The organism is Streptomyces sp. NPDC046335 (genome assembly GCF_055587985.1).
Genome location: NZ_JBVJFF010000021.1, coordinates 55514 through 79471, shown reverse-complemented (window position 1 = coordinate 79471; position 23958 = coordinate 55514). Strand labels below are relative to the sequence as shown.

Below are 23958 nucleotides of genomic sequence, written 5' to 3'. Positions count from 1 at the left end.
TTACCAAACAAGCCTATAAATCGACGTTTGCGCACGTGTGCGCCCACGTTGCGTAGGACCGGAGCTGCCCAACTCCGGGTATTTCGGCTGGAAGTGCCGTCCTCCCCCGGAGGGATCGACGCGAGCGCCGTTGCGTGCTTCCTCTGACCGTGGACGCTTTCGGAGCAGCGGGCCAGGACGTCCTTCAATGCGGCGCGTTCTTCCTCGCTCAGGGATGCAGGATGGCGGGTGAGCCAGCCGGTCACCTGTCACACCGCCGTCCACTGCGCCGTTCCCCTGGTCAGCGCGGTGGTCCTGCCAGTCGGAGCAGGGCACCGGCTGACTGGCAGACCGGAAGCGAAGCAGGGGGCTGTTTGTGCCATTTCGTGCGACCGAGAAGGAGTTCGCGGCCCTGCGGTCCCGGGCCATGGCAGGGCGCTCTGCTGCGGCCAAGACCGTGGGGGGCAAGCCGCGCAGTCGGCGGCCGGCGGCGCCGCTCGGGCCGCCGTCGACTCCTGAGCCGCCTGACCTGAGCGTGGCCCTCGCCGGCGTCCCGGGTGCGGGGCGGTTGTGGGCGCTGCTCATGCCGTACGGGGATCTCCTGTCGAGCAACCAGAGGCTGCACCACATGGCGGAATACCGGCTCAAGAAGCGGCTGCGGCAGGAGGCGGCACTGACCGCGCGGGCCCAGCGCCTGCCACGGCTGGAGCGGGCCGCCGTGTACTACGTGCTGCACCCGCGGCCGATCAAGCGGAAGCGTGATCCAGGGAACTGGGCGCCGACCGCGAAGGCGTACGTGGATGGCCTGGTCGACGCCGGGCTCCTGCCTGACGACAACTCGGCTCACCTGCTCGGCCCGTACCCGGAGATGGGCGCGCCCGTGCCGACCGGCGGTACACGCGTCTCCCTCGTGATAGTCGAGATCACTGCGCCAAGCGTCTGACCTGCGGTGATGTAGTCGGCGTAACAAATTTTCGGATGGCACGTACATAGACGCGGGGGTTCCGCTTGGGGAGCCCCGCTACGTGTACAACTCCAATACGAGGAGATGCCCCTCCGATGACTGCTGCAACGCTCGCCCCCGCCTACCCTGCCCCGAAGACGCTCCGGGAGTTGGACGGCTTGCTGGCGAACTCCAACGGTCCCAGCGCTCACATCATCGAGCTTCACCCCCAGCTGGCCAGCCGCGTGCTGCGCCGCAACACCAAGAACCGCAACGTGAGGGCCGCCACGGTCGAGGACTACGTGCGCGACATCCAGGCGAACACCTGGCCTCTCAACGGCGAAGCCATCAAGGTCGACGTGCAGGGCAACGTCCTCGACGGCCAGCACCGGCTTCACGCCGTGGTGAAGGCGAACGAGCCGGGCACCACCTTCATCGTCGGAGGGCTGCCCCCAGAGACTCAGGCCACGATGGACTCCGGCCTGCGGCGCACCACGGCAGACGCCCTGTCCCTGGCGGATGAAGCGAATGCGACCACGGTCGCGGCCATACTCCGCCGGGTCTGGACGTGGCAGCAGGGAGACCGGAAGTTCACGCGCCGCATCAGCCCCACCACCGCAGAGTCCAAGGCCCTGCTGGCAAAGCACCCGGAGATCCGGCGTTCAGCCGAAATCGCCCTGCGTACCCGCGCCGCCTTCCCCCACATCCCCCAGTCTGCGCTGGGCACCGCGCACTTCCTCTTCAACGCCATCGACCCCAGTCAGTGCGCCTGGTTCTTCCAGCGCCTGGGCGACGGCGTCGAGCTGTCCAGCGGCCACCCGATCCTCGCCCTGCGCGCCCGCGTCACCTCCGAGCGCGCCAAGGAAGGCCAGATCGCGTGGGCGCGCCACCTGGCCTACCTGGTCTCCGCATGGAACGCCGTGCGCGAGGACCGGCCGCTGACACGCCTCGTGGTCCGTCCCGAGGCCCCCGTGCCGAACCCGAAGTAGCCCTCCCCTCTCTTTTCCCATAGGAGATGCCCCTCCCATGAGCACCACCGCAGTACCCGTCGCAGAGCGGGGCGTCGTCCGAGCCGCCGCGGTGTTCGCCCGCGGCGGCGAGCACATCGACCCCGAACTCCTGGACATGCACCTGGTCGAGGTCGCTGATATGACGTTCTGCTCGCTGCTGCGCGACCGCTTCCGCCACGACTTCCCGCACGCCGCGTACCACGAGCTGCTGTCCAGCGTGGCGGCGCTCCGCGCAGTTCTCAGGTTCACCCCGACCCCCACCGCCCGCGAGGTGCTGGAGTGGCAGGACCGGCAGCGCACCGTCTACGCCGAAGCCGTCCGGGGCCCCAGGACGCAATACCCGGTGGTCTTCATCGACGGCCTGTACCGCGGTGTCGAGATGGCGCTCGACGGTCCGGCGCAGGCGTACCCGAGCGCGGACGATCCCCTTGGACACCTGGCCGACGGGTGGATCGCGGGCCCGCCCGCCTCCATCCCGATGCCCATCGTGTGGGGTGACACCGAGAAGGCGGGGTACGGCACGGTCCGGTACAAGCGCGGCTACGCCCCCAACTCCGATGGTCTGTGGCCATTCCGGTCCGTACGGACGACCCGGTGCCACCCGCGGGCGCCCGCCCGCACATCACCGTGCCCTCCGTGCAGGAGGGCTGATGCCGGGCACATTCGTGGCCGGGGCGGTGAGGGAGTTCACCGCCCCGGCCCAGGACCCGGAGCCGGTCTACATCCGTCTCCAGCCCGAGGTCGCCGAGGCACTGGTGCTCACCGCCGGGTTCCCGATCTTCCCGCCGCCTCTGCCCTACACCTACGTCAAGGTCCGTAACGAGGTGCCGTGCCCGGCCTGCGGCGAAGGCAGGGTCTCGCGATCGTGGCGCATGGAGCGTCGCGCGCTCATCGCCGGGTCCGGGTGCCGGCGGCGGCACGTCTTCGTCATGGCGCCGCCACTGCCCTACCTGCGGATGGAGGAGGAGTGACCGCACTGGCCGTGGAAAGGCCAGCCCCCGCCTGGGCCGGGCGCGCCATCGTGCGCGCGGCAGGCCGGATGGAACTGCACGTCACCGTCGAGGGCGTCGAAGTGCCCGCGGCCGCGATGTTCACCGTGCCCGTGGAGTGCCGCCCGGACGCCTCGTCGGCGCCGGGCGTACGGCCCTGGGCAGGGCCGGTCGACGAGAGGCGGCTGTGCGCGGCATGCCTGCGAGCACTCTGCGGCGAGCCCGAGCCCGAGCCGGAACTCGGCCAACTGGCCGTCAATGGCACCGTCAAGGTGCCACTGGAGCCGGGCGCGGAGCGGCGGGAACGGCACCTGCGGGCAATCCCGGACCTGCCGACGTACACCACACCGAGCCTGCCGACCGAGCATGACGGGCGGCCGATACGGTGGTCGGAGTGGGGCGCAGCACCGTACCCGTCCGCATGCGACTGGTGTGGGGCTCACGGGCCGTGCGTGTTGGCGGGCGGCCGCCAGGGCAACCCGCTGGCGAAGGACAACCCGCTGCGCTGGTTCGTTGCCCACCGCTGCTCGTACTGCCAGCAGACGCGTGTCTATGAGCAGGCCGGAGCCGCCAAGCTGAAGCCCATCGCCCACTTCAAGCCCGAGTCCCCAAGGAGCGTCCGCGGATGAGCACTGCCAATCCCTCCGCGCTGCTCCAGGAGGTCGCGCTCATCGCGTGCGGACGTCGGGATGGCAAGACGCACTCGTGCTCGTCCTGTGCGAGCAAGGCCCCGGGACTGCTGAACATCGCCCGTACGGGCGCCTTGGACGCCCTCGCGGCCGCCATCTGCGGCGATAACCTCGGCGCCTGCCAGGACTGCCGCTCCAAGGCCCGGACGATCATCAACGAGACGGTGAACACGTCGTGCGCAGCCTGAGCGGGGCCAGGGCGTACAGCCGATTCGGGCCCCCCGTGTGCTCCGTGAAAGAGTCCGCGTCGTAGAAAGTGCACTGCCTCGGCGGGGAGGGGGAGAGATGGGGCGACGGCGGCGACGGTTCAAGATCTGGGAGTGGCTGGCGGTCCTGTCAGCGCATAACGGAGGCTGCCTGTACTGCGGCAGTCGGTCCCAGACGATGGACCACGTCATACCGTTCTCCGACGGCGGCGCTGATCAACTGAAGAACCTTCTGCCGATCTGCCGGCCCTGTAACCGGAGGAAGGGCAAGAAGAACCCCGTCGTCTGGTTCGTCGCTATGGACTTGAGCCTTCGATGGAGTGGCGAAGGCTCCCTGCTCGACGGATCGAGCTTCAAGAACAAGGGCTTGCGGGAGCTGTACTTGCTCACGCACACGGAGGTCCTGGAAGCTCTGGACGAACTTGAAGCCGTACAAGCCGAAGTCGTGGACGAACGGCGTACAGAGTGGTTCCGGCGAAAGTTCGAAGTACACGGCTACCCCTCCGCCAGGTTTGGTGTCCCTCGGGCCAGGGCCTATTTCGACGCACAGATCCGAGAGGGCAAAGCCAAGGGATATCCGACAGCCGAGCAGGAGTGGGTGGAGCTTCGGCAGCGGCTAGGAATGGAGCGCCGCTCGTAGCAGACGCGGACCGCGTGGCCCGACGGCGCCGTCAGGTGCTGCCCAGTCGAGCTACGGGCACCACCGGTGATCTGACCGTGCGCCAGGGGTCCTTGGCGCCCGTGGCATGATCCACTTTTATGGGAAAGACCGTGTGGGGGAAGACCGCGGTGGGCGTGCTGCTCGTCGCCGCGGTGATGACCGGGGTGAGTGCCTGCGGCGGTGAGGCCGAGGCACAGAAGAAGGCGCCCGCGAAGGCGAAGGCGCCAAGCGTCGCTGCGGCGACGAAGACGTTCCAGGCCGCCGTCGAGAACTTCGACGCCAGCGATGGATGCCCCGAAGCCGTGGGCGAGTGCTGGGACAAGATGAAGGCCGTCGCCGCACCCGCGCGGACACTGCGCAAGGCCATGAACGCTGACAAGCGGACCGGCCCGGACTTCTACTCCCCGGCATACGCCCTCATCGACAAGATGGAAGATGGTATGGACGTCGGCGAGGACACGTTCACCAACCGGCCCGATGTGCTCGGCTCCGCGCACAACCTGGCGGACTGGCTCGACGAGCATCCCACCCAGTAGCGCGCTCCAACAGCGCGTCTGCCGGCCCCGCGCTTCGGGCAGCTCCCCGCCGTGCTGGCCAGATCAGGCCGCGCTCTGACCCGTGGCGCACACCGGGCAGGGCGTCTTGGCCGCAACGAGGTCCACGCAGACGACGCAGTCCTGATCACTCTTGCCGGCGGTCGGCGCACCACCCAGGTCAAGTCCGCACAGCGTTCGATCGGGATCACAGCAGAAGGTGTGGCTGATCGCCCCGCTGGACGACGTCGCTGCCGTGGCTGCAACCGGGACCTCTCCACGGGCGCGCGCGACGACAGTCCGAGTGGCCTGCTCAAGGGCTGCGAGGAACGGGTCCGTCATAGACCGGAGGGTAGCCTGCCCGGCGCGGCCCGGTGCAGGCTGTTCGACGCGCCGAGCCGCCTCCGCTCTGACCTACCAGCGGGGCCACAGAGCAAGGTCGTCGCTCGGCGGGCGGCGCCAACCCGGCGGGAAGGGCGGCTCCGTAGAAAACCGCTGCCCGGCCAAGTCGAGGTCCTGCTCTTCCGGCTCGCAGCCGCACGAGTTGCTGTGGTGCACTCGGCACTGCGGCTCGCTATCCGGCTCCGGGTACTCCGGGATGGTCCCGACGTATTCGTTGCCATCCTCGTCGTAGGTCACTTCGATCTCCATGAGCGACTTCCTGCCCTGATTGGTCAGGCAGCGGACGCGCCGTCGACGCGATGTTCGCCATCAGGGCAGCGCCGATCGGGCTATGGTCAAGAATGCGCCCGGTCGGCTCCTGCGGCGCCGGACTGCTGTTCTGGCCTGCATGCCGGACAGATGGGCTGCGCCCGGTCGCCGTACCGGGCGGTGAGGCCGTGGCAGCGAACGCACGGGCCCACCTACCGCGGCTGGCACCCTAGGATGATCGCGGCCGATGCCGGGTCCATCGTCGGGTCCAGGCGTCTTGGTGCGTCGTTCATGTTTCCGAATGTAGCCATGCCAGGGGCGTCCTTCAGTTCAGGAGGCCGCGGCGGCGCGGCTTGTACAGGGGCTCGGGCTCGTACAGGGCCAAGAGGATGGCTTCGGCACGGTCCGGCGACTTCATGCCGCGGGCCCGCATCGCCTTCTTCGACTCGACCTCGGTGTAGCCGTTGGTTCTCGACAGGAGCTTCGGGGTGGAGAGCTGCGCGGCTGCCTTCTTGTCGACGTGGAGGCGCAGCCGCCCGCGGCCGGAGGACGGGTCCGGCTGGAGGAGGCTCCGGGTCGCCAGCCACATCTCGTCCCGCTTTCGCCACGGCCGCATGACGGCGCCGGGGTCGTCCTGACTCGGAGACTCCGACACCATGACGCCGACGATCTGCGCCCGGTGTCGGCCCGTCTCGGCCCACCGCTCCAGCATGCTGACCAACGCCATGACCGATCCCGTTCTGGTCGACCTTGACGCGCACGGCGTGCGGGGAGTGCAGGGCGTCGGCGAGACGCTGCGCGGCGTGGATCTCCTCAAGGACTACTTCGGCAACGGACACCTGGTTGTCGTTCACGGCGCCGGCCGATGCGTGCCGGAACGTTACTGCGTTGCCCACGGCCCGGAACACGGTGAACTCGTCGCCACCGTCGGCCGCCACGTCCACGCCGAGACGGACCCATGAGCCCTCACGGACGGTGTGCTCGGCGTTCTCGCCGTCCAGGCCGAGATCGCACAGGCGGTGCCAGCCGTCTCCGGTGGGGTCCTCGTAGGACATGGCGGCCTCGACCCAGCTCGGCGGGATGACGATGCCGCCACCGCCCTTAGGGAACCGCGCGTAGACCTTGGCCTGCACGTACGGGTGGTCTTCGCCGTATGACCGGATCGTGCGGTCCACCCAGTCCTGGTCGGGCATGTGGTCGGCCAGGGAGTGCCGGTCGACGCCATCGGGACAGTCGGTGCAGTACGGCGCGAGTTCGCCGGTGATCGCTGGGGAGTCGAGCGAGGAGATCGGGATGGTGACGGTGGTCGGCTCACTCGGGTCGTCGCCCTCGATGCACAGCCCTTCGAACCAACTCGCCGGGTCGTCCATGGCGGGGTTTCCGATGGCCAGCATCGCCGCATGTCCGCCGGTCAGCAGGTTGTTGGTGCCGTGGCCGATCATGGGGGCGATACCGCCCGCCTCGTCGACGATGAGCAGCAGGTGGGGCATGTGGGTGCCCTGCATCGCCGGCTCGTCATTGGTAGGTGCGGAGAACCCGTACGCCGCAACGAAGTCGTTCCGTACGGGTCGGGCATTTTGTACTGGACGGTGTCACAGGAACCCGGCAAGCCGGCGCGCGGCACCACCTTTCGGATGTGCGGCCAGAGCTGTCGCTGCACCTGGCGGAAACGCGTCGCGGTCGTGATGCACAGGGCGGTGCCGACCGGATAGACGTTGGTGAACCAGACGGCGGCGCGGGCAGCCAGGTGCGTCTTGCCCACGCCGAACCCGGCGGGCACAGCCACTCTTTTGTGGTCGACGATCGCGTCCAGGACGGCGCGCTGCTTCGACCACAGGCTTTCGCCGAGGACGTCTTCGACGAACCCGGACGGAGAGTCGCGCCACAGGCCGTACAGGGAGCCTGTCGCCCGCTCGACCTCCGTCATGACGACGGCGCGCTCACGGGCGGTCAGGTGCTGCTTGAAGGCGTTGCGGCGCTCGGTGGGCGGCAGCCGCAGAAGGATGTCGGCGACGCTCGCGGCGTCGCGGGAGACGACGCCGGGACGGGCATGCTGCAGCTGGGCTGCCGAGGGGGCCACGCGGGTGCGTGTCGGCTGCTCAGGCTGCGTGCGGGACATGATCTCGACGGTGCCGCTCGGGCGGGGTTTGTGTCGCGGTCTGGCCGGGGGCCCATGCCCTGACGCCCGGCCAGACCGCGCGTTCCGGCGGCTGCCTGTGCGCTGCCCGCCGGAGTCTGGCTCAAGGCCCGCGCAACCTGGGGGGGGAGGGGGTTACGCGGGCCTCAGCACCTAGTAGTACGTCGTGGGCCCGATCTTGTTACACCTGCGCCACGTCGGGACCGGCAGTGGAGTCAGCGCAGTCGAGGGCGACGCCCAGGAGAGCGGCGTGCTCGGCGTTCGCGCGGCGCACCGCTTCGAGGATGATCACTGCTTCCGTGACGGCGACGGCGCGCTCGTCCGGGGTGAGCCGGTACCAGGGTGTGACGTGCTCGCCGCCCGCGGCCAGGACTTCGCGGCGGGTCTCGTAGTAGTGGCGGGCCAGGGGCAGTGTGATGGGCATGGTGGTCATGCCGGTGGGAACGCCGGCGCGCCCGATTCTGTGACAGCGCGCCGGTCTCGTCCTTCCCTCCCGGCTACTGGCGGGCCCCTGCCTGCTCGTCGGCGGCCATTACCGTGGCGGGCTTTCCTGCCTGGAGCTGCTGAAGTCGCTTCAACGTCGCGGAGAGCATCGTCTGTGCTCCGGAGGGGTCACCGCCGGTGGCGCCGTCGATCTGCACGCGGATGTTGACCCGGCCGGAGCGGACGTATCCATAGACGCTGTCCTCGCTGGCCCCCGGGTTGATCACGAGCGTGTTCTCGTCGCCCACGGGCCGCTTGGGCTTCTGCTGCTTGTTCGTCTCGTCGCCCTTCCACGCGGTGTAGGCGCTGTGGGCGTCTTCGGCGGTATCGAAGAGGCAGATATCCAGGGACGCCATGTTGACCGTGGAGCCGTTGTACTCATAGTCGACGTCGGAGCCGCGGACCCACCCCTTGGGGATGGAGTCGTCGTCCGCCTCGTTGCAGTACTGCCCTTCCGTCACCGACTTGCTGTCGTGCACGGTGTACCCGGGAAGCACCTCACCATCACCCAGCAGAGCCTGCGTCAGGTGCGCCTGGCTGAGGTTCTTCGTGATCGGCTTCGGAGCCGGAGAGGAGACTGGCTTGCCTCCGCCCGAGGCAGGGTCCGGCTTATCGCTGCTGGAGGAGGAGCAGGCGGTAAGCGCGGCCGCTCCGGCGAGGACAGTGACAAGGGCGACTCGTACACGTGACATGAACACAGCCTATCCACCTTGATCACCAACGAACTGCGCCCACTGGTTCGCAGTCGAGTCCCCTGTCGAGGCAAGCCGACGGTGCCTGAGCGGAGCGAAGGCACCGTAACTACTTGATGGTCTTACTAAGGGCGCCTGATCTGCCGGGAGCCGGTCCACCGGTGGCCGGTTACACCGGCGCCGGATTTTCAGGCCCCGGGCGCTCCCTGGTGGACCGGGGACTGAAAACCCGGTCCCGGTGACGCTTCAGGGCCGAGCCGAGGACGGCCCGCGCCGACGCGACCGCTCCGCCGCACGTCGGTGCTTTCCACAGCGCCCACTCGTGCTCAACTCGGGGCCGTCTGGGCTTACGAGACCGGGACCTGGGGCGACTCCCTCTGCGGGCACGGCTGTCAGAGGCGGCGGCTAGACTCATCGCGGATCGTCTGCCAGGGGAGGTGAACGTGGACGACGACGCGTCAGCGTTTGAACGACATGTGGCAGCTCTCGTCGTAGCGAATTCCTACGAGGAGGCAGTGAGCCTCGTTCTGCGCGATGAACTCCACACTTATGGGCCGGGGGTTGTTGCTTATGCGGCGGGCTCTGGGAAGACCGCTAGCCTTCTGGCCCGACACTTCTGGGCATCGCTAGCGGCAACCGAGGGCATTCCCTCGCGAGACTCAGCACAAGCCAGGCTTCTTCTCGCGGGCGCGCGAATGCGCCAAGCCACTACGGGCGCCGAGAGGCGAGCCGCGGCACGTGCATTTCTCTCCGCCCTTGCAGAATTGATCTCGCTTCTGCTGCGCTTCCTCATCGGTGCTCTGCTGCTCCTGCTGTCGCGTTCGATGAGTCGAACTGATGCGGATGCGTCGAGCGAGTGGAAGCCTGAACCGCTTGATGTGTCTCCGCAGATCAAACCTAGAGGCCCCAACGCCGCCTTCCCCGTGTGTACCTACCGGGGCGGGCACCACGGCAGCGCGCTGGGGAGCGCCGTACTGGCTGCCTAAGTGGCCCGCCGACCATCATGGTCGGAAGGCTCAGAATCATGTTCTCCCTGCCGGATACTGCCCCGTGGTGGGCCGTTTTGGCTGTTGCTGTCCTCGGCATCCTCATGTTAGGGCTCCGTAGTTTCGTCCGCGGAGTCTGGCCGCAGTCCTCCGCCCACCGCAAGGAACTGTTGCGAGAGTGGCAGAGGCAACGAGAACAGGAGAGGGAACGGCGGCAAAGGGGCATCGGTAATCAGGAATGAATGCACTGGGGCGAGAGCCGGTTACGCTCTCGCCCCAGAGTTCCGCAGACCAAACTCCGCAGCGGACTCCTGCGGACGCTCGATCTCTCCGCGCCCGCTCAACGGTCTGCTTGGGAGCGGCCTTGATGGGTGTCAGCGACCGCGGCGCTTGTTCGCCGCGTTCCTCAGCTCGCGCACGTACCTCGCGGTGACACCGCCCAGCTGGCCGATGCGCTCCGTGGACCAGCCGTACGGCTCCTCGGTCAGCGCCAGCGCGGCGTCCTGGAGGAACGGCATCGCGGCCTTCCTGCGGGCGGCGGCAACCGACACCGTGGCCGCGAGCGACGGCAGCCCGTCCGCGGCCTCCTCGGAGTCCAGGCGCGGCACGCCGGCCTTCAGGGCGGCCGCGATGCGCTGCTCAGCCGTCATGCGGGCGCGGAGGTCACCACCGGGGTTGAGCGTCGCATTCTTGTCGCCGTGCAAGGCGTGGCGGCGCATCTCGACATAGGCGTTGGGCGTGATGCCGAGGACCTTGTCCAGGCCGCGTACCTCGTTGTAGAACCACAGCGACAGAGCGGCCTGGTTGCGCTCCTCGGAGTGGGCGGCGATCTCCAGGTCGGCCTGCTGGACGATCTCGCACGCCCTCTTGAATCGGTCGTCGGGCCGGGCGATCTTGCCCAGCTCCTTTTCGACCTCGTGCTTGGCCTCGTCGCGCAGCGTCTTGTGGTCGGGGACCGTGAGGTTGTGGTGCACAGCGGGCATGCTGGCCTCCGTCTGGTCGGGCACCGTGCCGGTGCCGGCGAAGGCTGGGGCAACCCCATGCCGAACGAACCCGCAAATAGTGCAGCAGCGGGCATGATCTTGCCATCGTGGCTGCCGTGCACCCCGTCTGACCAGCGCGAACCCGAAACGGCCGACCATCACCAGCAGCCCGCCGACGTCACCGTACGCACCTGGATCGCTCGCGTGCGGGGCGTCGGTGAGAGCGATCCGGCCGACCGCCGTGTGCGGGACGCCGCCGCGGCGCAGCACGCCGAGCCCGGCCAGCCGCCTCACCGCCACCACAGCAGCCGACGCAGACCGCGCCGGGGCGAAGGAAGCGGCTGGAACTCCTCACTCTCCTTCGCCCACGGGTCGTTCCTCCGGGCCCTGTACTCGGCGCGGGAGTACAGGGGGAACACCGCCCACGTACGGCGGCCGATCGTAATGGCGGGCCCGCAGATGCCGTACGGGCGCGCGCTATGGCGGTAGGTGTAGCCCACGGCGAACCAGATGCCGGGCGTCTCGCTTGTCCAGGTGCCAGCTGTCCACCGGCCGAAGTCGACAAACGCCGCAGCCCCACGCTTCAGCGGACCGCTCCCACGACAGCGGTGCGCACACCGTCCGGGGTGAGCCGGTACATCCGCCCGTCTGCGTACTGGACCTCGACGCCCTCCGGGACCTGCGGGCGGCGCGTCACCGGCGGGGACGGCAGCGACCAGCCCTCGACTGCCCTGACGGTGACGAGAACACCGCAGCCGAGGTCATGGACAAGTTCACCAAGGCCTATGAGGAGTGTGAGAAGCACTCCGGGCCAGTGCTGCGGCACATGGGGACCATCAACGTGTCGCGCGACCTGGACGTGATGCGCCACGTCCTCGGCGACAAGAAGCTCAACTTCCTCGGTTTCTCGTACGGAACGCGGCTCGGCGCCGTGTAACACCGCCCAGTTTCCCAAGAACACGGGTCGGCTCGTGCTCGACGGAGTTGACACGCTCACCGAACCGCTGACCGAGTCATCGCTCGTGGGCGCCCAGGGTCAGCAGACCGCGCTGGTCAACTTCGTGACCTGGTGTGCGCGTAACGAGGGCTGCCCGCTCGGCGCGAACTCACGAGACGCCAAGCAGAACATCGCCAAGCTGGTGACCACACTCAACGCGAAGCCCGTGGTGGCCGGCAACGGGCAGGAGTTCACCGGCGACGACCTGGTCGACTCCCTGGGGAAGGCGCTTTACGGCAGGGGCAACTGGCCTTACCTGGCGCAGGCGCTCACCTCACTGGTCACCGACGACGACCCCAAGTCGCTGCTTCGGATCAGCGGGTCCCTGCTGCCGCCCGACTCCGACTCCGACGGCTCCGGCGAGGAGGGCCCCGGCGGCATCTCGCCCGCACGCGTCATGCTGCGCACAGCGCTGGCAGGGGAGGCGGTCAAGCCGCCACCGGACGTCAACTCCGGCATCGCGCTGACGGCTGTCAACTGCGCGGACGGCCCAGACCGCCTCACAGTCGCCGACTTTGAGAACGACGCCAAGTTCGAGCGGATGGCGCGCGACTCGCCAAGGCTTCGCCGATCTTCGGCCCCACCGCCCTGCTCCAGGTCCGGATGTGCGTGGGCTTCCCCGCGGGCACCAACTTCGTCTGCAAGATCAAGAACGTGCCCACGCCGAAGTTTCTGCTGGTGGGCACGCGAGGTGACCCTGCCACGCCCTACCGCTGGACGGTCGAGACCGCCAAGCGGCTCGGAGATTCGGCGGTCGTCCTCGACAACAAGGGCGACGGGCATGGCGCGTACTTCTCCTCGCAGTGCGTGAAGCAGAAGGTCGACGATTTCCTGCTATATGGCTCGCAGGTCAAGAGCGGCTCATCCTTCAGCTCAGACAACTGATCCCTCGCGGTGCACCGCACGTCCCTGAGCGACCCGGCTGCTGCACACCGCCCTCGAGGCGCAGGCCGGTGCGGAACCGCAGGCGACGGCGCTGGTGAGCGGACGGTCCCGGCTCAAGCGAGGCGAACTGAACGCCTGGGCCAACTAACTGGCAGACGGTCATGCAGCAGCTGTTGGGCACCGCGCCGGCACGTGACTCCACGGCCTCCGCACTGTGGGTCAACCCGTAGTGCTGCAGAGCAGCGCGGTCCTTGTCGAGGTCCTTGAGGGCTGCGGCTTGCTTCTTGCTGATGTCGGGACCGCAGATGTGCCGCTCCACGGCTGCGTCCGTCCCGCAACTGTTGAAGTCGGAAGCCGCGAACTTCTCGGAGGGGGCCTTTGCGGGGTCGCTGAACACCAGGCTCCAGTGTTTCCGCAGCAGACGTGACGATGCCGTCGTCGAGGCGTACCAAGACACCCAGCGGACTGCAGGCGATCAGCATCAACTCGCCCGGCACCCTCACCCGCACGAAGCCTCACCCTGCCTCGGCTCGCAGGCACTGCGTGTCACTTTGAACGCTGCGGCATCGCGCGGGCGATCCAATCATCGGCGCGGACCTCGACGACTACCGCCGACCCATTCGCGCGGCGCATGAAGAAGTCCCGCGCATGCCGGCGCTCACGCGTCCCGTCATGCCCGTGAAGCCAGAACGGCGGGAGGCGATCCCCACCACGCGGGGTCAAAGTCCATGAGCATGAGACGGTCTCGCTCCAGTCACGACTGGAAACCGACGGGGCGGCCTGGTCTTCGCCGCCCGACACTGACGCTCACCCGGCGGCCATCGGATTGGCCGTACCGGAACCGCGTCCGCGAACCTGACCGACACGCAGTTCAACAACGGACGCCGTCGACGCCCGCGCCTGCCCTCCACACACAACACCTCGACGTACGGCCCGGCCCCGTCCACGCCAGCCGGTACGGGCCATACAACACCCCCAGCCTGCACACACCTCACGACTAGATTCTCTGTCAGAGAAGCCACCATGGCTGGGTCTCTATCGAAGGGCAGATTCGCCCACGGCAGACGAGAAAGAACCCCAAAGGACTGGAACCCCATCCGAGACCATGTCAACGTACAACGTCCCGGAAAACACCAGGTCAGTGAAGAGATGCGAGCTCCGGGCCAACTGGCGTGCAGGCCGGACGCCTTGGTAGCCCGGACTCCCGCCTGCTCGGTATCGCTGCCGAGACCCGCTCTAAGGAGGCCCCTCTGTCGAATCCCGTTCTCCGAGCCGCTCGCCTCACTGCTCCCATCCTCTTGGAGCTCGGCGTTCTGAACGCGTGGACTACGCAGGAAACACAAGACAATGGCGCGCTTTCCACGACACTGTGTCTATGCGTCTGCGCGGCCGGGCGGTTCGGAGAGAGCCTGCTGCAAGGGGGCTACGTCGTGATCGAGCGGTTGTCGCGTATGTCGCGGTGTACCCCGGAGCCGCACCCCGATGAGTTTCCCGAGCCGTTGGCGCCCCCGAGCGTGTCGGTGGCTCGTGGCCTCAGCCGACCCACCGAAGACGGGCCTCTGACGTTCGTCATGGACGGAGCGTCCCCCGCTCTCCGGTCCTAACGGCTGTTGCCCTGGCGGAGACGACAGGGGTAGCCATGGGGCGACGCCCTTTTCGTGCTGCGTGATACATAGCAGGCGATCCCCGGTTAGCGAAACCGGGGATCGTGCAGAGCATTGAGGGTGTTCGCACACGGCTGTACTTGGCGGTGGAGTCGTGGCGGACGCAGTTGGCAGTGCCGCACGCATTCGCGAGGAGGTATACGGCGCTGCTGCCGCCTGCTGACCTATCAATGACCGCGTCTTCATGCTCATGGCGTTGGCTGGCTGCTTGCTACGCCAGGTCTCCTCCCTGGCCGCTCGACTGCGCGCCGTGAGGAATATCCCACGATGTGTCGATTCGCGATGCCCCGCTGCGTTTTGTAGGCCACTTCACGATGGATGGCTCTCTCAGGACGGGTGGTCTGTGCTGCGTATCAAGGCACGCCTGGATTTCCGGCATGAAGCCTTTCTCAATACGAAGGTGAAATTGCATGGCTCGTCCTCCTGCGCTGAAGCTGGCCGAGGTTCTTGCGGAGATCCGCATGAGTCCGTCGGCGTTCTACCGCATGCGTGCCCGCGGGCAAGCCCCCCGCATGATCAAGCTACCCAATGGCGAACTTCGGTGCCGTCGCACAGACCTGGATGCCTGGTGGGACGCGTGCGAGAGAGATTCTGACACTTGGCGATGAGTTACAACGTCCGTTTCTGGGACATACGCGAGCGTCCTGACCGACGCAAGGCATTCATGGTCCGGTGGACAGTCAACGGACGTGAAAAATCAGAGTCATTCATGACCGTCGGGCTCGCCGAGAGCAGGCACGCGAAGCTGATGACGGCGGCGCGCGAGGGTGAGCCTTTCGATGAGCACACGGGGCTGCCAGCGTCCGAGCTGCGGGCCATCAAGCAGCGGACGACATGGTACGACCTTGCCCACGAATACATCGATCAACGGTGGGGCCGTACACCGGGAAACACCCGCCGCACCTTGGCCGACGCATTCGCCACCATCACGCCTGCCCTGGTGCACCATGGCGCAATATATCCGGAGCCGCGGGTACTGCGGCGCGCCTTGTACTCGTGGGCGTTCAACAAAAACGCATGGGCCCAAGAGCCGAGGGAGGAGTGGCGAAAGGCCCTGGACTGGCTGAAGCGAAACTCCTTGCCCGTCGGTGCTCTCGCGGAAGCAGATGTGCTGCGGCGGGCACTGGACAGCCTGTGTCGCAAGCTGGACGGCAAAGCGGCTGCAGCCAAGACGGTGCGGCGCAAGCGGGCTGCGTTGAGCGAAGTGCTCAGCACCGCAGTGGAGAAAGGCTACTTCGCGGAGAATCCTCTCAACGGGCTCAGGTGGAACGCTCCGGCGGTCAGCGAAGAGGTGGACCCGGCTGCCGTCCCCAATCCGGCCCAAGTCTCCCGGCTGCTCGCGGCAGTTGCTCAGCAGCGCGGGCGCGGCCCTCACTTGGAGGCGTTCTTCGGGTGCATGTACTACGCGGCCATGCGGCCGGGGGAGGTCATTCACCTCCGTCTCGAACAGTGCCATCTGCCCGAGACCGGGTGGGGGATGCTCAACCTGTCGGGCGGCGTCATCACCGCGGGCAAGGATTGGACGGACGACGGCGCGGTGCACGAAGTGCACTCGCTCAAGCGCCGTGCGGCTACCGCGAGCCGGCCGGTGCCCATCCCGCCGCAGTTCGTGCGCATCCTGCGCGCGCACATCAAACGGTTCGGCGTGGCGCCGGACGGTCGGGTGTTCCGGAACCAGGCCGGCAACTACGTGGACGCGTCTGCGTATGGCATTACCTGGGCGCGGGCACGGAAGCACGTCCTGACCCGCACGGAACTCGCCTCCGGTCTGGCCAAGCGGCCCTACGATCTCCGGCACGCAGGGATCTCGTTCTGGTTGTACTCCGGTGTGGACCCGGCCGAATGCGCTCGCCGCGCGGGCCAGAGCATCGAGGTCCTCTTCCGGCACTACGCCAAGTTCCTAGACGGCGTCCGGGAGCAAGCCAACCGGCTGATCGAGCAGTCGATGGAGGAGTGGGACCGCGTCAGCCTGGGCGGGGCGCCAACGGGGTGAGTGGGGGGTTTTGGTCCGTGACTGGTCCGGAAGTGCTGGTCAGAAGCGGGATAGCGGTGGGAGAAAATGGGAGGTACGGCATAAACCGGGCCCCGCTCTGAGCGGGTCGGGTGAAAGGCGCCTGACGGGTAAAAGCCCAGGTCAGGCGCCTTTTTTCGTGCGTCTAGAAGAAGCCGAGCTTCTTCGGCGAGTACGACACCAGGAGATTCTTCGTCTGCTGGTAGTGCTCCAGCATCATCTTGTGTGTTTCGCGTCCGATCCCGGACTGCTTGTAGCCGCCGAACGCCGCGTGCGCGGGGTACGCGTGGTAGCAGTTCGTCCAGACGCGGCCCGCCTGGATCGCCCGGCCCGCCCGGTACGCGGTGTTCATGTCGCGTGTCCACACCCCGGCGCCCAGGCCGTAGAGCGTGTCGTTTGCGATCTTGATGGCGTCGTCGAAGTCGTTGAACGACGCGACCGAGACGACGGGACCGAAGATCTCCTCCTGGAAGACCCGCATGCGGTTATCGCCCTCGAAGATGGTGGGCTGGACGTAGTAGCCGCCCGCCAACTCGCCGTCGTACTCGATCCGCTGTCCGCCCGTGAGGACCTTGGCGCCTTCCTGCTGGCCGATGTCCAGGTAGGAGAGGATCTTCTCCAACTGGTCGTTGGACGCCTGCGCGCCGATCATCGTGTCGGTGTCGAGCGGGTGCCCGGCCTTGATCTGCTCGGTCCTGGCGATCGCCGCCTCCAGGAACTCGCTGTACTGCCCGCGCTGTACGAGCGCCCGCGAGGGACACGTGCAGACCTCGCCCTGGTTGAGGGCGAACATCGTGAAGCCCTCGAGCGCCTTGTCCCTGAAGTCGTCGTTCGCCGCCCACACGTCGTCGAAGAAGATGTTCGGCGACTTGCCGCCCAGCTCCAACGTGACGGGCTTGATGTTCTCCGAGGCGTACTGCATGATCAAACGCCCCGTGGTCGTCTCCCCGGTGAACGCGACCTTGGCGACGCGCGGACTGGAGGCCAGCGGCTTGCCCGCCTCGGCCCCGAACCCGTTGACGATGTTGATGACCCCCGGCGGCAGCAGATCGGCGACCAGACTCATCCAGTAATGGATGGAAGCAGGTGTCTGCTCGGCGGGTTTGAGGACGACGACGTTCCCGGCGGCCAGCGCCGGCGCCAGCTTCCACGTCGCCATGAGGATCGGGAAGTTCCACGGGATGATCTGCGCGACGACGCCGAGCGGCTCATGGAAGTGGTACGCGATGGTGTCCTCGTCGACCTCGCTCAGCGTTCCCTCCTGCGCGCGGATGACCCCGGCGAAGTAGCGGAAGTGGTCGATCGCGAGCGGAATGTCGGCTGCCAGCGTCTCGCGGACCGGCTTGCCGTTCTCCCAGCTCTCGGCGACCGCGAGCTGTTCGAGATTGGCCTCCATCCGGTCGGCGATCTTGCGCAGGACGTCCGAGCGCTCGGTCGTGGAGGCCCGTCCCCAGGCCGGCGCCGCCGCGTGCGCCGCGTCGAGAGCACGCTCGACGTCCTCGGCGGTGCCCCGGGCGATCTCGGTGAACGGCTGCCCGTTGACCGGGCTCGGATTCTCGAAGTACTGGCCACGCGCGGGCGCCACGTACTCGCCGCCGATGAAGTGGTCATAGCGGGACTGGTAGGAGACGATCGCACCCTCGGTACCGGGCGCTGCGTAACGGGTCATCTTGACTTGCCTCCCGAGGAACGCCGCCCGCCGTCGGGCAGCTCGCGCTGGGAGGCTAAGGGCGGGGAGGTTGCGCCTACGTTGCAGTGCGCGCGCGGTGCGTGGCGGGCAGCCCTGACGGCCCAGATACGCGTTGTCGGGGCGAGTAGCGGGCACCCCCTGTCCTGCTGAGGCCGGTGCTGCCTGGTTGGGCAATGGGCAGCGGGTGGGACTATCCCGGGTGCACGTCAGGCAGGGGGATCACTCTGTTGTCGGCTCCGGTAGTATCGGCGACATGTCTGCTGCTTCGTGCGCGGCTTGTGCCGCAGTGACGAGGACGCTCCGCTAGCGGCGGGGCGTTCGTCTCACTTCTGCTGAACGTGTCGTCGCTTCGTGGTCGAACCGAAGCGGCACGTCGGTGCTGCTCGGAACTTCTTCTGAGCAACGGAGCACTTGGTGATTTCAGGCATTCTCTTCGCGTACCGGGACGGATCGTCTCCAGTGCGCGCACGGCTGGTGCTGTGCTGCATGGCCCTGCTGCAGTTCTTCATCGCGGTCGACGTGACCGTGGTCAATGTCGCCCTGCCCTCGATCGGCGCCGACTTCGGCGTCGACAGTCATGCGCTGACCTGGGTGGTGGTCGGGTACACGATTACCGGTGGCGGGCTGCTGATGCTCGGCGGTCGGCTGGGCGACGTGCTCGGCAGGCGCCGCGTCCTCCTTATCGGCACCAGTCTCTTCGGTGCCGCTTCTCTGTTGGCCGGGCTCGCGCCCTCGTTCGCCCTGCTGGTCACAGCCCGGCTGTTGCAGGGGATCGGTGAGGCGATCGCCCTTCCTGCTGCGATGTCGGTGATCGTGCTCATGTTCCCTGAAGGGCCGCGCAGGTCAAAGGCGTTGGGCGTGTGGGCGGCCGTCGCGAGCTGTGGTCTTGTCCTCGGGTTCGTGCTCTCCGGGTTCCTGACCGAAATGCTCGGCTGGCGGTGGATCTTCCTGGTGTCCGTGCCGTTCATCCTGGTCGTGCTCGTGGCGGCGGTCTGCCTCGTGCCAGGTGAGCGGCCCGCTGGAGCGAGGTCGTTGGACCATCTCGGTTCATTCCTGCTGGTCGCGGGCCCGTTGCTCTTCACCCTCGGCGTCGTCGAGGCAGGCGAGCAAAACAGCACCCGTCCGTGGCTTCCGCCGCTGGCTCTGGCCGGCGCCGCAGCGGCCGGGGCCCTGTTCATCAGGGTCGAACGCCGCTCACGCAATCCGCTCGTGCCACTGAGCTTCTTCCACAACCGCCCCCGGGTCCTGGCCAACCTCGCCACCGCTTTGGTGAGCGCGGCACTGTCCACCTCGTTCCTGCTGTTCACCTACTACCTGCAGGACCGGTTGGGAGCCAGTCCGCTCCAGGCCGGTCTGACGATGCTGCCCTTGGCGGTGTCCCTGATCGCGGCCTCGGTGCTCGTTCCCCGGTTGCTCGGACGGTGGGGCGCCCGGGCCTGTGTCCTGGCCGGAATCTGCTGCACCGCGCTGGCGATGGCCGCCATCGCCCTGGTCTCCCACTTCGGGGCCACCGGTCCGGCGATGATTCCGGCCATGCTGTTCATCGCCGCCGGGATGGGTCTCGGGATCGTGGGGCTGCAGTACATCGGGGTGACCGGCGTGACCGAAGACGACGCCGGCATCGCCTCCGGCGTCCAGCGAGCCGCCGACCAACTGGGCGGCTCCACCGGGATCACGCTCTACGTCGGCATCGGGTTCGCTCCCGCCCTGGACGGCACCGACCCCTTCTTCGCCAGCAGCTTCCTGGCCATCGCCGGACTCGCCGTAGCCGGGTTCGTCACCTGGCGGATCTCCATGCCCGCCGCGGTGGCAGAGGAATCGATCGGCTGACCTCGGACAGGATTGCGCCCGTCCGGCATTCCGGCCGGATGGGCGCAGCCCTGGACAACAGACCCACGATCGCCAGCCGCCCAGCAGAAGGTCACGTGCCAGCCCGCCCCCCCCCTCATCACCTAACCCCCGTGGGACCAGTTCCACACGCTGATCCCGCGCCGACAGATCCCCCGCCCTCCGGGATGCCATCGGCCTCGCGTACCGGACGGAACCGTGTCCGACAAGCTCCTGCCCCGGCTCGTGCTGGACGGCACTGGTCGGCCCTGCCTGGCGGAGGCCAGCTCGGCCTGGGCTCGGTCAACTCTGCTTGGCGGGGGCCAGAGCTGCTTGGCGAAGGCGAGACCTGCCTGGGGAGGCCGGCCCATCTCTGCCTGGCATAGGCAAGTTCCGCTGGGCGTGGATCAGCTCGGCCTGCCGAGAGCACCCCGGCGGCGGATGGTGGCACCCGCCGGCTGGGTCAGCCGCGTCCGGCCGAGGCCAGCTCGGCGTCCAAGGCGCGCAGGCGGGACAGGACCGGCGGCGTCGGACGCAACACCGCAAGAGCCCGCCACACGCCCAAGTCGTCCTCGCCCCACGGCGTGCGCACCCAGTCCGCCAGCAGATCCGGGTCATTGCGGTCGACGAGCGCGGCCCGAAACTGCTCGGCAAGCCGGCGCCGCAGCCTGACCAGCGCCGGCGCCTGCGACTGCGGGAGCAACGGCCCGGCATACGCGGCCGCCGCCGCCGTCACCGCACCCGCCCCCAGTCGGCGCTCGACCGTGTCGACGTCACACTCGACGGGCACCGCCAGCCGGTACGGACGTGACCGCAGCAGATCCGCTCCGAGCACCCGCCGCAGCCGCGCCATCTCCGCCCGAAGCGTCACCTGAGGCACCGACTCGTCCTCGTACAGTCCGTACAACAGCTCGTCCGCGCTCAGCCCCTCCGGGTGACGGGCAAGCAGTACGACGATCTCGCTGTGCCTACGGCTGAGCCGCACCTTGCGCCCACCGGCCAAGAGCAGCGCCTCGTCGCGCCCCAGCGCGGTCAGCTCCAGGGCGGCCCCGGCGCTCACTGGCGGGGAGAGCAAGGCGAGTTGCGACTCCGCGGCCCTCGCGACCGCCTGTACGAAGGCGAGGCTGTGCGGGTGGGCCAGACCGTCACCTCCGGTGATGTCGACCGCTCCGATCAGGCGCCCGGTACGCGGATCGTGCACCGGAGCCGCAGCGCACGTCCACGGCTGCACCGTCCGCATGAAGTGCTCCGCGGCGAACACCTGCACCGGCCGACCCACGGCCACCGCCGTACCCGGCGCGTTGGTCCCCACGTCCGCCTCTGCCCACCGCGCACCCGGTACGAAATTCATCCGCCCCGCCTGCCGCCGCGTCACCGAGTGACCCTCGACCCACAGCAGCCTGCCCTGGGCATCGCAGACGGCCAGCAGATGCTTTCCGTCCGCCGCGAAGGTTCCCATCAACTCACGGAACAGCGGCATCACCCTCGCCAACGGATGCTCGGCCCGGTACGCGCCGAGGTCCCCGTCCGTAAGCTCCACCGCCGCACCCGCGCCCTCCGGACTGACCCGGGCCCTCGCCGACCTGCGCCAGGAGTCGGCCACGACAGAACGCACCGGCCGGACCACCGTCCCGCCGGCGGTGAACCTCTCGTGTGCCTGACGCAGCACCCGAACCCGCTCGACGGGGTCGGCACCCGGAGCCAAAGCCACCCATGGATCAGTCAAAGCGGCCTCCCGGAACGGCGATGCGGTGGTGCCATCGTCGCCCCGGGAACGAGAGCCGACAAGCATGCCGCATGGAGCAGATCTCCCAGGCTCCCGACACGCCGCGGTCAGACCGCCTCAGAGGGAGTTCCAGACCGCCTCAGAGGAAGATCAAGACCGCCTCAGACGGAGTTGACCAGGCGGATGTAGCGCGACCAGTCCCAGTTCGGTCCGGGGTCCGTATGGTCCGAACCGGGAACCTGATGGTGTCCGATGATGTGTTCGCGATCTCTGGGGATGTCGTACGTGGCACAGATGGCGGCGGTCAGAGCGGCTGACCGCTCGTACATGGCGTTGGTGAAGTACTCCGGTTTGTCGACCCACCCTTCGTGCTCGATGCCGATACTGCGTGTGTTGTAGGACCAGTTGCCCGCATGCCACCCGACATTGCGGTTGCGGACGCATTGGGCGATGTGACCGTCCTTGGAGCGCACCACGTAGTGAGCCGAGACCTGCTTCGCCGGGTTCTGGAAGATGGCGAGTGTGTCCGCGTACGTCTCCTGGGTGACGTGGATGATCACGTAGTCGATGGCGTATGTGCTGGGACGGTTGGCGACGGTGTAGTTGGAGGTGCTGGCCGGCACCCATTCGGCCCCCGGATAGTCGACCGCCCGGGCTCCGGCGTTCGCGCGTGAGGGGGACAGGAGTGCTGTCGGTACGGCAGCGGCGACCGCGCCCTGAAGCAGCCGACGCCGACTCGGGAACCGTCTTGCTCGATCCATGACTGAACTGCCTCTCGGTGGGGGGGAACGGCTGAACTGCGCTGCTCTTGAGAGGGCTGCTCGACTCGCTGCCGCGAGGAACCCGAGGTACAGGACGGACCCGAGGAGCCCGTTGCCCATGGGGCTGCTCGCGACGGCTGCGAGGGCCGTGGAGACCACGTAGACCGTTTGCCCGTGATGACCGTAAGCCGTCCGGGCTGTCGGCCCGTGAAGGCCACCGGCTCGTGTTGTGTAGGGGAACCTCCTGTCTCAGCGCTGGTCGGGGCGGCGGCCGTTGAGTGGGGGACGGGGGACGGGGGACGGGGGCGGTCGGCCGGTCTCGGAAGGGATGCGAGGCTGCCGACGCTCATGTGTCCTGGGCGTCGGCTCAGGTCCCGTGAGGGAGCGAGGCGGCTATCTCGCGCAGGTGCGCGTGCAGGCCTCGATGTGTCTCTCGCGCCGGTAGCCATTCCTTGCGGATCTTGGCCACGCACGTGTAGTTGGTGTCGCAGACGTTGGCGAGCGGCGACTCCACTGTCTGCGTCGCGAACTGGTAGGCATCCAGCTCGCTGAAGCCATAGTCACGAACCAGCCACTGCACCAGGTCGTGTTGCGATATGCGGAACGCGTCCTCCAGAGGGCGTGCGGACCCGGTGGAAATGATGTGCGTGTCGGACTCCAGGCGCGGCCAAGGTGTGGCCACCCCCTTCAGGAGCTCGACGATCACCATCGTGTTCATGGCGCACTCGACGGCGACCCCGCAGGTCTCGCCCTCGCCCTGCCGCGCATGCCCGTCGCCCAGGCTCAACAGGGCTCCCTCGACGTTCACGCCCAGGTAGCACGTCACCCCGGCCCGCATCTCGGGCGTGTCCATGTTTCCGCCGTGAGCGTCCGGTACCAGAGCTGAGCGCACCTCCAGGTTGGCCGGGGCGACACCGACCGTCCCGTGCATGGGGTCCATGGGCAGCTCCTTCTCGAAATCACCGTCACGCGCGGTGAACCGAGCGGTGCGCCGGGCCCGGTCGAGCTGCCAGATCCACACGGCCTCGGGCAGGGGCGGCTGGAGCGAGGCGGTGGAGTGCGTGGACGTGAGGGCGCCGAACAGCGGAACCGTCGTGGAGGCCGCCCAGTCGCGGGCCGGCTCTATGGACACGAAGTGCACCGCGACGGTGTCGCCGGGCTCCGCACCCTCCACATAGAAGGGGCCCGTCTGCGGATTGAGGAACGGAAACTCGCAGACCTCGGAGACCAGGTCTTTCTCCGACCGCACGTTTCCGGCGAAGCAGTCCTCCGTGAACAGGTCGAGGACGGTGCCCGGAGAGACGCGCGCCATGGGCGGTGCACCACCGAACGTCCAGGCGTACTCGCCCGGTGCGGGCCGCACGGTCAGAATCCTGGGGTCGCTCATGGCTGCACTGCTCCACTCTGGCCGGATGGGCCGTTGAACAATCGGGGATCGGTACGGGATCGCCACGG

25 protein-coding genes are annotated in these 23958 nt (G+C 67.9%); 14 read left to right on the top strand and 11 right to left on the bottom strand.

Going from position 1 to position 23958, the window contains the following annotated elements:
- The first annotated feature begins 355 nt into the window (after nt 1-355).
- From ACZ6JY_RS37655 to ACZ6JY_RS37625, 7 genes are all read left to right on the top strand, one after another.
- Nucleotides 356-922, top strand: a complete 567-nt coding sequence (locus tag ACZ6JY_RS37655; RefSeq protein ID WP_469203582.1) for a RusA family crossover junction endodeoxyribonuclease — start codon at nt 356-358, stop codon at nt 920-922.
- A gap of 116 nt (nt 923-1038) precedes the next feature.
- On the top strand, nt 1039-1911 hold the full coding sequence (locus tag ACZ6JY_RS37650; RefSeq protein ID WP_469203580.1) for a hypothetical protein: 873 nt from the start codon (nt 1039-1041) through the stop codon (nt 1909-1911).
- A gap of 671 nt (nt 1912-2582) precedes the next feature.
- A complete protein-coding gene (locus tag ACZ6JY_RS37645; RefSeq protein ID WP_469203578.1) occupies nt 2583-2903 on the top strand; it encodes a hypothetical protein in 321 nt (106 codons plus the stop codon).
- Entirely contained in the window at nt 2900-3550 is a 651-nt protein-coding gene (locus ACZ6JY_RS37640; protein ID WP_469203576.1) for a hypothetical protein, read from the top strand. Before ACZ6JY_RS37645 ends, ACZ6JY_RS37640 begins: the two co-directional genes overlap by 4 nt.
- The gene (locus tag ACZ6JY_RS37635; RefSeq protein ID WP_469203574.1) at nt 3547-3798 is read left to right on the top strand and encodes a hypothetical protein; all 252 of its coding nucleotides are present in this window, start codon (nt 3547-3549) and stop codon (nt 3796-3798) included. Before ACZ6JY_RS37640 ends, ACZ6JY_RS37635 begins: the two co-directional genes overlap by 4 nt.
- A 97-nt stretch (nt 3799-3895) precedes the next feature.
- Nucleotides 3896-4456, top strand: a complete 561-nt coding sequence (locus ACZ6JY_RS37630; protein WP_469203572.1) for an HNH endonuclease — start codon at nt 3896-3898, stop codon at nt 4454-4456.
- A 119-nt stretch (nt 4457-4575) separates the two neighbouring features.
- Complete coding sequence (locus ACZ6JY_RS37625) at nt 4576-5013, top strand: hypothetical protein (RefSeq protein WP_469203570.1); 438 nt, start codon at nt 4576-4578, stop codon at nt 5011-5013.
- A 411-nt stretch (nt 5014-5424) separates the two neighbouring features.
- Here the strand turns inward: ACZ6JY_RS37625 and ACZ6JY_RS37620 are convergent, their stop codons facing one another.
- Both ACZ6JY_RS37620 and ACZ6JY_RS37615 read right to left on the bottom strand, forming a co-directional pair.
- On the bottom strand, nt 5425-5661 hold the full coding sequence (locus ACZ6JY_RS37620; protein ID WP_469203568.1) for a hypothetical protein: 237 nt from the start codon (nt 5659-5661) through the stop codon (nt 5425-5427).
- A 325-nt stretch (nt 5662-5986) separates the two neighbouring features.
- Nucleotides 5987-6388, bottom strand: a complete 402-nt coding sequence (locus ACZ6JY_RS37615; protein WP_469203566.1) for a hypothetical protein — start codon at nt 6386-6388, stop codon at nt 5987-5989.
- Between ACZ6JY_RS37615 and ACZ6JY_RS37610 the strand changes: the two genes are divergently transcribed.
- A complete protein-coding gene (locus ACZ6JY_RS37610) occupies nt 6372-6623 on the top strand; it encodes a hypothetical protein (RefSeq protein WP_469203565.1) in 252 nt (83 codons plus the stop codon). The two genes, ACZ6JY_RS37615 and ACZ6JY_RS37610, sit on opposite strands and share 17 nt — an antisense overlap.
- A gap of 476 nt (nt 6624-7099) precedes the next feature.
- Here ACZ6JY_RS37610 and ACZ6JY_RS37605 read toward each other — a convergent pair whose 3' ends face one another.
- From ACZ6JY_RS37605 to ACZ6JY_RS37595, 3 genes are all read right to left on the bottom strand, one after another.
- Nucleotides 7100-7780, bottom strand: coding sequence for a hypothetical protein (locus ACZ6JY_RS37605; RefSeq protein ID WP_469203563.1), 681 nt, complete (start codon nt 7778-7780; stop codon nt 7100-7102).
- 199 nt (nt 7781-7979) lie between these two features.
- The gene (locus ACZ6JY_RS37600) at nt 7980-8231 is read right to left on the bottom strand and encodes a hypothetical protein (RefSeq protein ID WP_469203561.1); all 252 of its coding nucleotides are present in this window, start codon (nt 8229-8231) and stop codon (nt 7980-7982) included.
- Between the two features lie 64 nt (nt 8232-8295).
- Nucleotides 8296-8973 (bottom strand): hypothetical protein, encoded by a 678-nt coding sequence (locus tag ACZ6JY_RS37595; RefSeq protein WP_469203559.1) that lies wholly within the window; start codon nt 8971-8973, stop codon nt 8296-8298.
- 443 nt (nt 8974-9416) lie between these two features.
- On the opposite strand from ACZ6JY_RS37595, the gene ACZ6JY_RS37590 reads away from it, so the two are divergent.
- Entirely contained in the window at nt 9417-9959 is a 543-nt protein-coding gene (locus ACZ6JY_RS37590; protein WP_469203557.1) for a hypothetical protein, read from the top strand.
- A gap of 374 nt (nt 9960-10333) precedes the next feature.
- Here the strand turns inward: ACZ6JY_RS37590 and ACZ6JY_RS37585 are convergent, their stop codons facing one another.
- Nucleotides 10334-10942, bottom strand: a complete 609-nt coding sequence (locus tag ACZ6JY_RS37585) for a hypothetical protein (protein ID WP_469203555.1) — start codon at nt 10940-10942, stop codon at nt 10334-10336.
- A 93-nt stretch (nt 10943-11035) separates the two neighbouring features.
- Between ACZ6JY_RS37585 and ACZ6JY_RS37580 the strand changes: the two genes are divergently transcribed.
- The gene (locus tag ACZ6JY_RS37580) at nt 11036-11431 is read left to right on the top strand and encodes a hypothetical protein (RefSeq protein ID WP_469203553.1); all 396 of its coding nucleotides are present in this window, start codon (nt 11036-11038) and stop codon (nt 11429-11431) included.
- Nucleotides 11432-11525: 94 nt separating this feature from the next.
- Here ACZ6JY_RS37580 and ACZ6JY_RS37575 read toward each other — a convergent pair whose 3' ends face one another.
- Complete coding sequence (locus ACZ6JY_RS37575; RefSeq protein ID WP_469203551.1) at nt 11526-11768, bottom strand: hypothetical protein; 243 nt, start codon at nt 11766-11768, stop codon at nt 11526-11528.
- A gap of 741 nt (nt 11769-12509) precedes the next feature.
- On the opposite strand from ACZ6JY_RS37575, the gene ACZ6JY_RS37570 reads away from it, so the two are divergent.
- From ACZ6JY_RS37570 to ACZ6JY_RS37560, 3 genes are all read left to right on the top strand, one after another.
- Nucleotides 12510-12824 (top strand): alpha/beta hydrolase, encoded by a 315-nt coding sequence (locus ACZ6JY_RS37570; protein ID WP_469203661.1) that lies wholly within the window; start codon nt 12510-12512, stop codon nt 12822-12824.
- Nucleotides 12825-14898: 2074 nt separating this feature from the next.
- Nucleotides 14899-15096 (top strand): helix-turn-helix transcriptional regulator, encoded by a 198-nt coding sequence (locus tag ACZ6JY_RS37565; RefSeq protein ID WP_116152606.1) that lies wholly within the window; start codon nt 14899-14901, stop codon nt 15094-15096.
- Complete coding sequence (locus ACZ6JY_RS37560) at nt 15093-16481, top strand: tyrosine-type recombinase/integrase (RefSeq protein ID WP_469203549.1); 1389 nt, start codon at nt 15093-15095, stop codon at nt 16479-16481. Before ACZ6JY_RS37565 ends, ACZ6JY_RS37560 begins: the two co-directional genes overlap by 4 nt.
- Nucleotides 16482-16644: 163 nt before the next feature.
- On the opposite strand, the gene exaC is transcribed toward ACZ6JY_RS37560, so the two are convergent.
- Nucleotides 16645-18168 (bottom strand): acetaldehyde dehydrogenase ExaC, encoded by a 1524-nt coding sequence (gene exaC / locus ACZ6JY_RS37555; protein WP_469203547.1) that lies wholly within the window; start codon nt 18166-18168, stop codon nt 16645-16647.
- 507 nt (nt 18169-18675) lie between these two features.
- On the opposite strand from exaC, the gene ACZ6JY_RS37550 reads away from it, so the two are divergent.
- Nucleotides 18676-20019 (top strand): MFS transporter, encoded by a 1344-nt coding sequence (locus ACZ6JY_RS37550; RefSeq protein WP_469203546.1) that lies wholly within the window; start codon nt 18676-18678, stop codon nt 20017-20019.
- Nucleotides 20020-20479: 460 nt separating this feature from the next.
- Here the strand turns inward: ACZ6JY_RS37550 and ACZ6JY_RS37545 are convergent, their stop codons facing one another.
- From ACZ6JY_RS37545 to ACZ6JY_RS37535, 3 genes are all read right to left on the bottom strand, one after another.
- Nucleotides 20480-21742: a GAF domain-containing protein gene (locus ACZ6JY_RS37545; protein ID WP_469203545.1), complete on the bottom strand. Its 1263-nt coding sequence runs from the start codon at nt 21740-21742 to the stop codon at nt 20480-20482.
- Nucleotides 21743-21903: 161 nt separating this feature from the next.
- Nucleotides 21904-22503 carry an N-acetylmuramoyl-L-alanine amidase gene (locus tag ACZ6JY_RS37540; protein WP_469203544.1) on the bottom strand — a complete coding sequence of 200 codons (600 nt, stop codon included), beginning with the start codon at nt 22501-22503 and terminating at the stop codon, nt 21904-21906.
- A 367-nt stretch (nt 22504-22870) separates the two neighbouring features.
- A complete protein-coding gene (locus ACZ6JY_RS37535; RefSeq protein ID WP_469203542.1) occupies nt 22871-23890 on the bottom strand; it encodes an acetamidase/formamidase family protein in 1020 nt (339 codons plus the stop codon).
- Between the last annotated feature and the right edge of the window lie 68 nt (nt 23891-23958).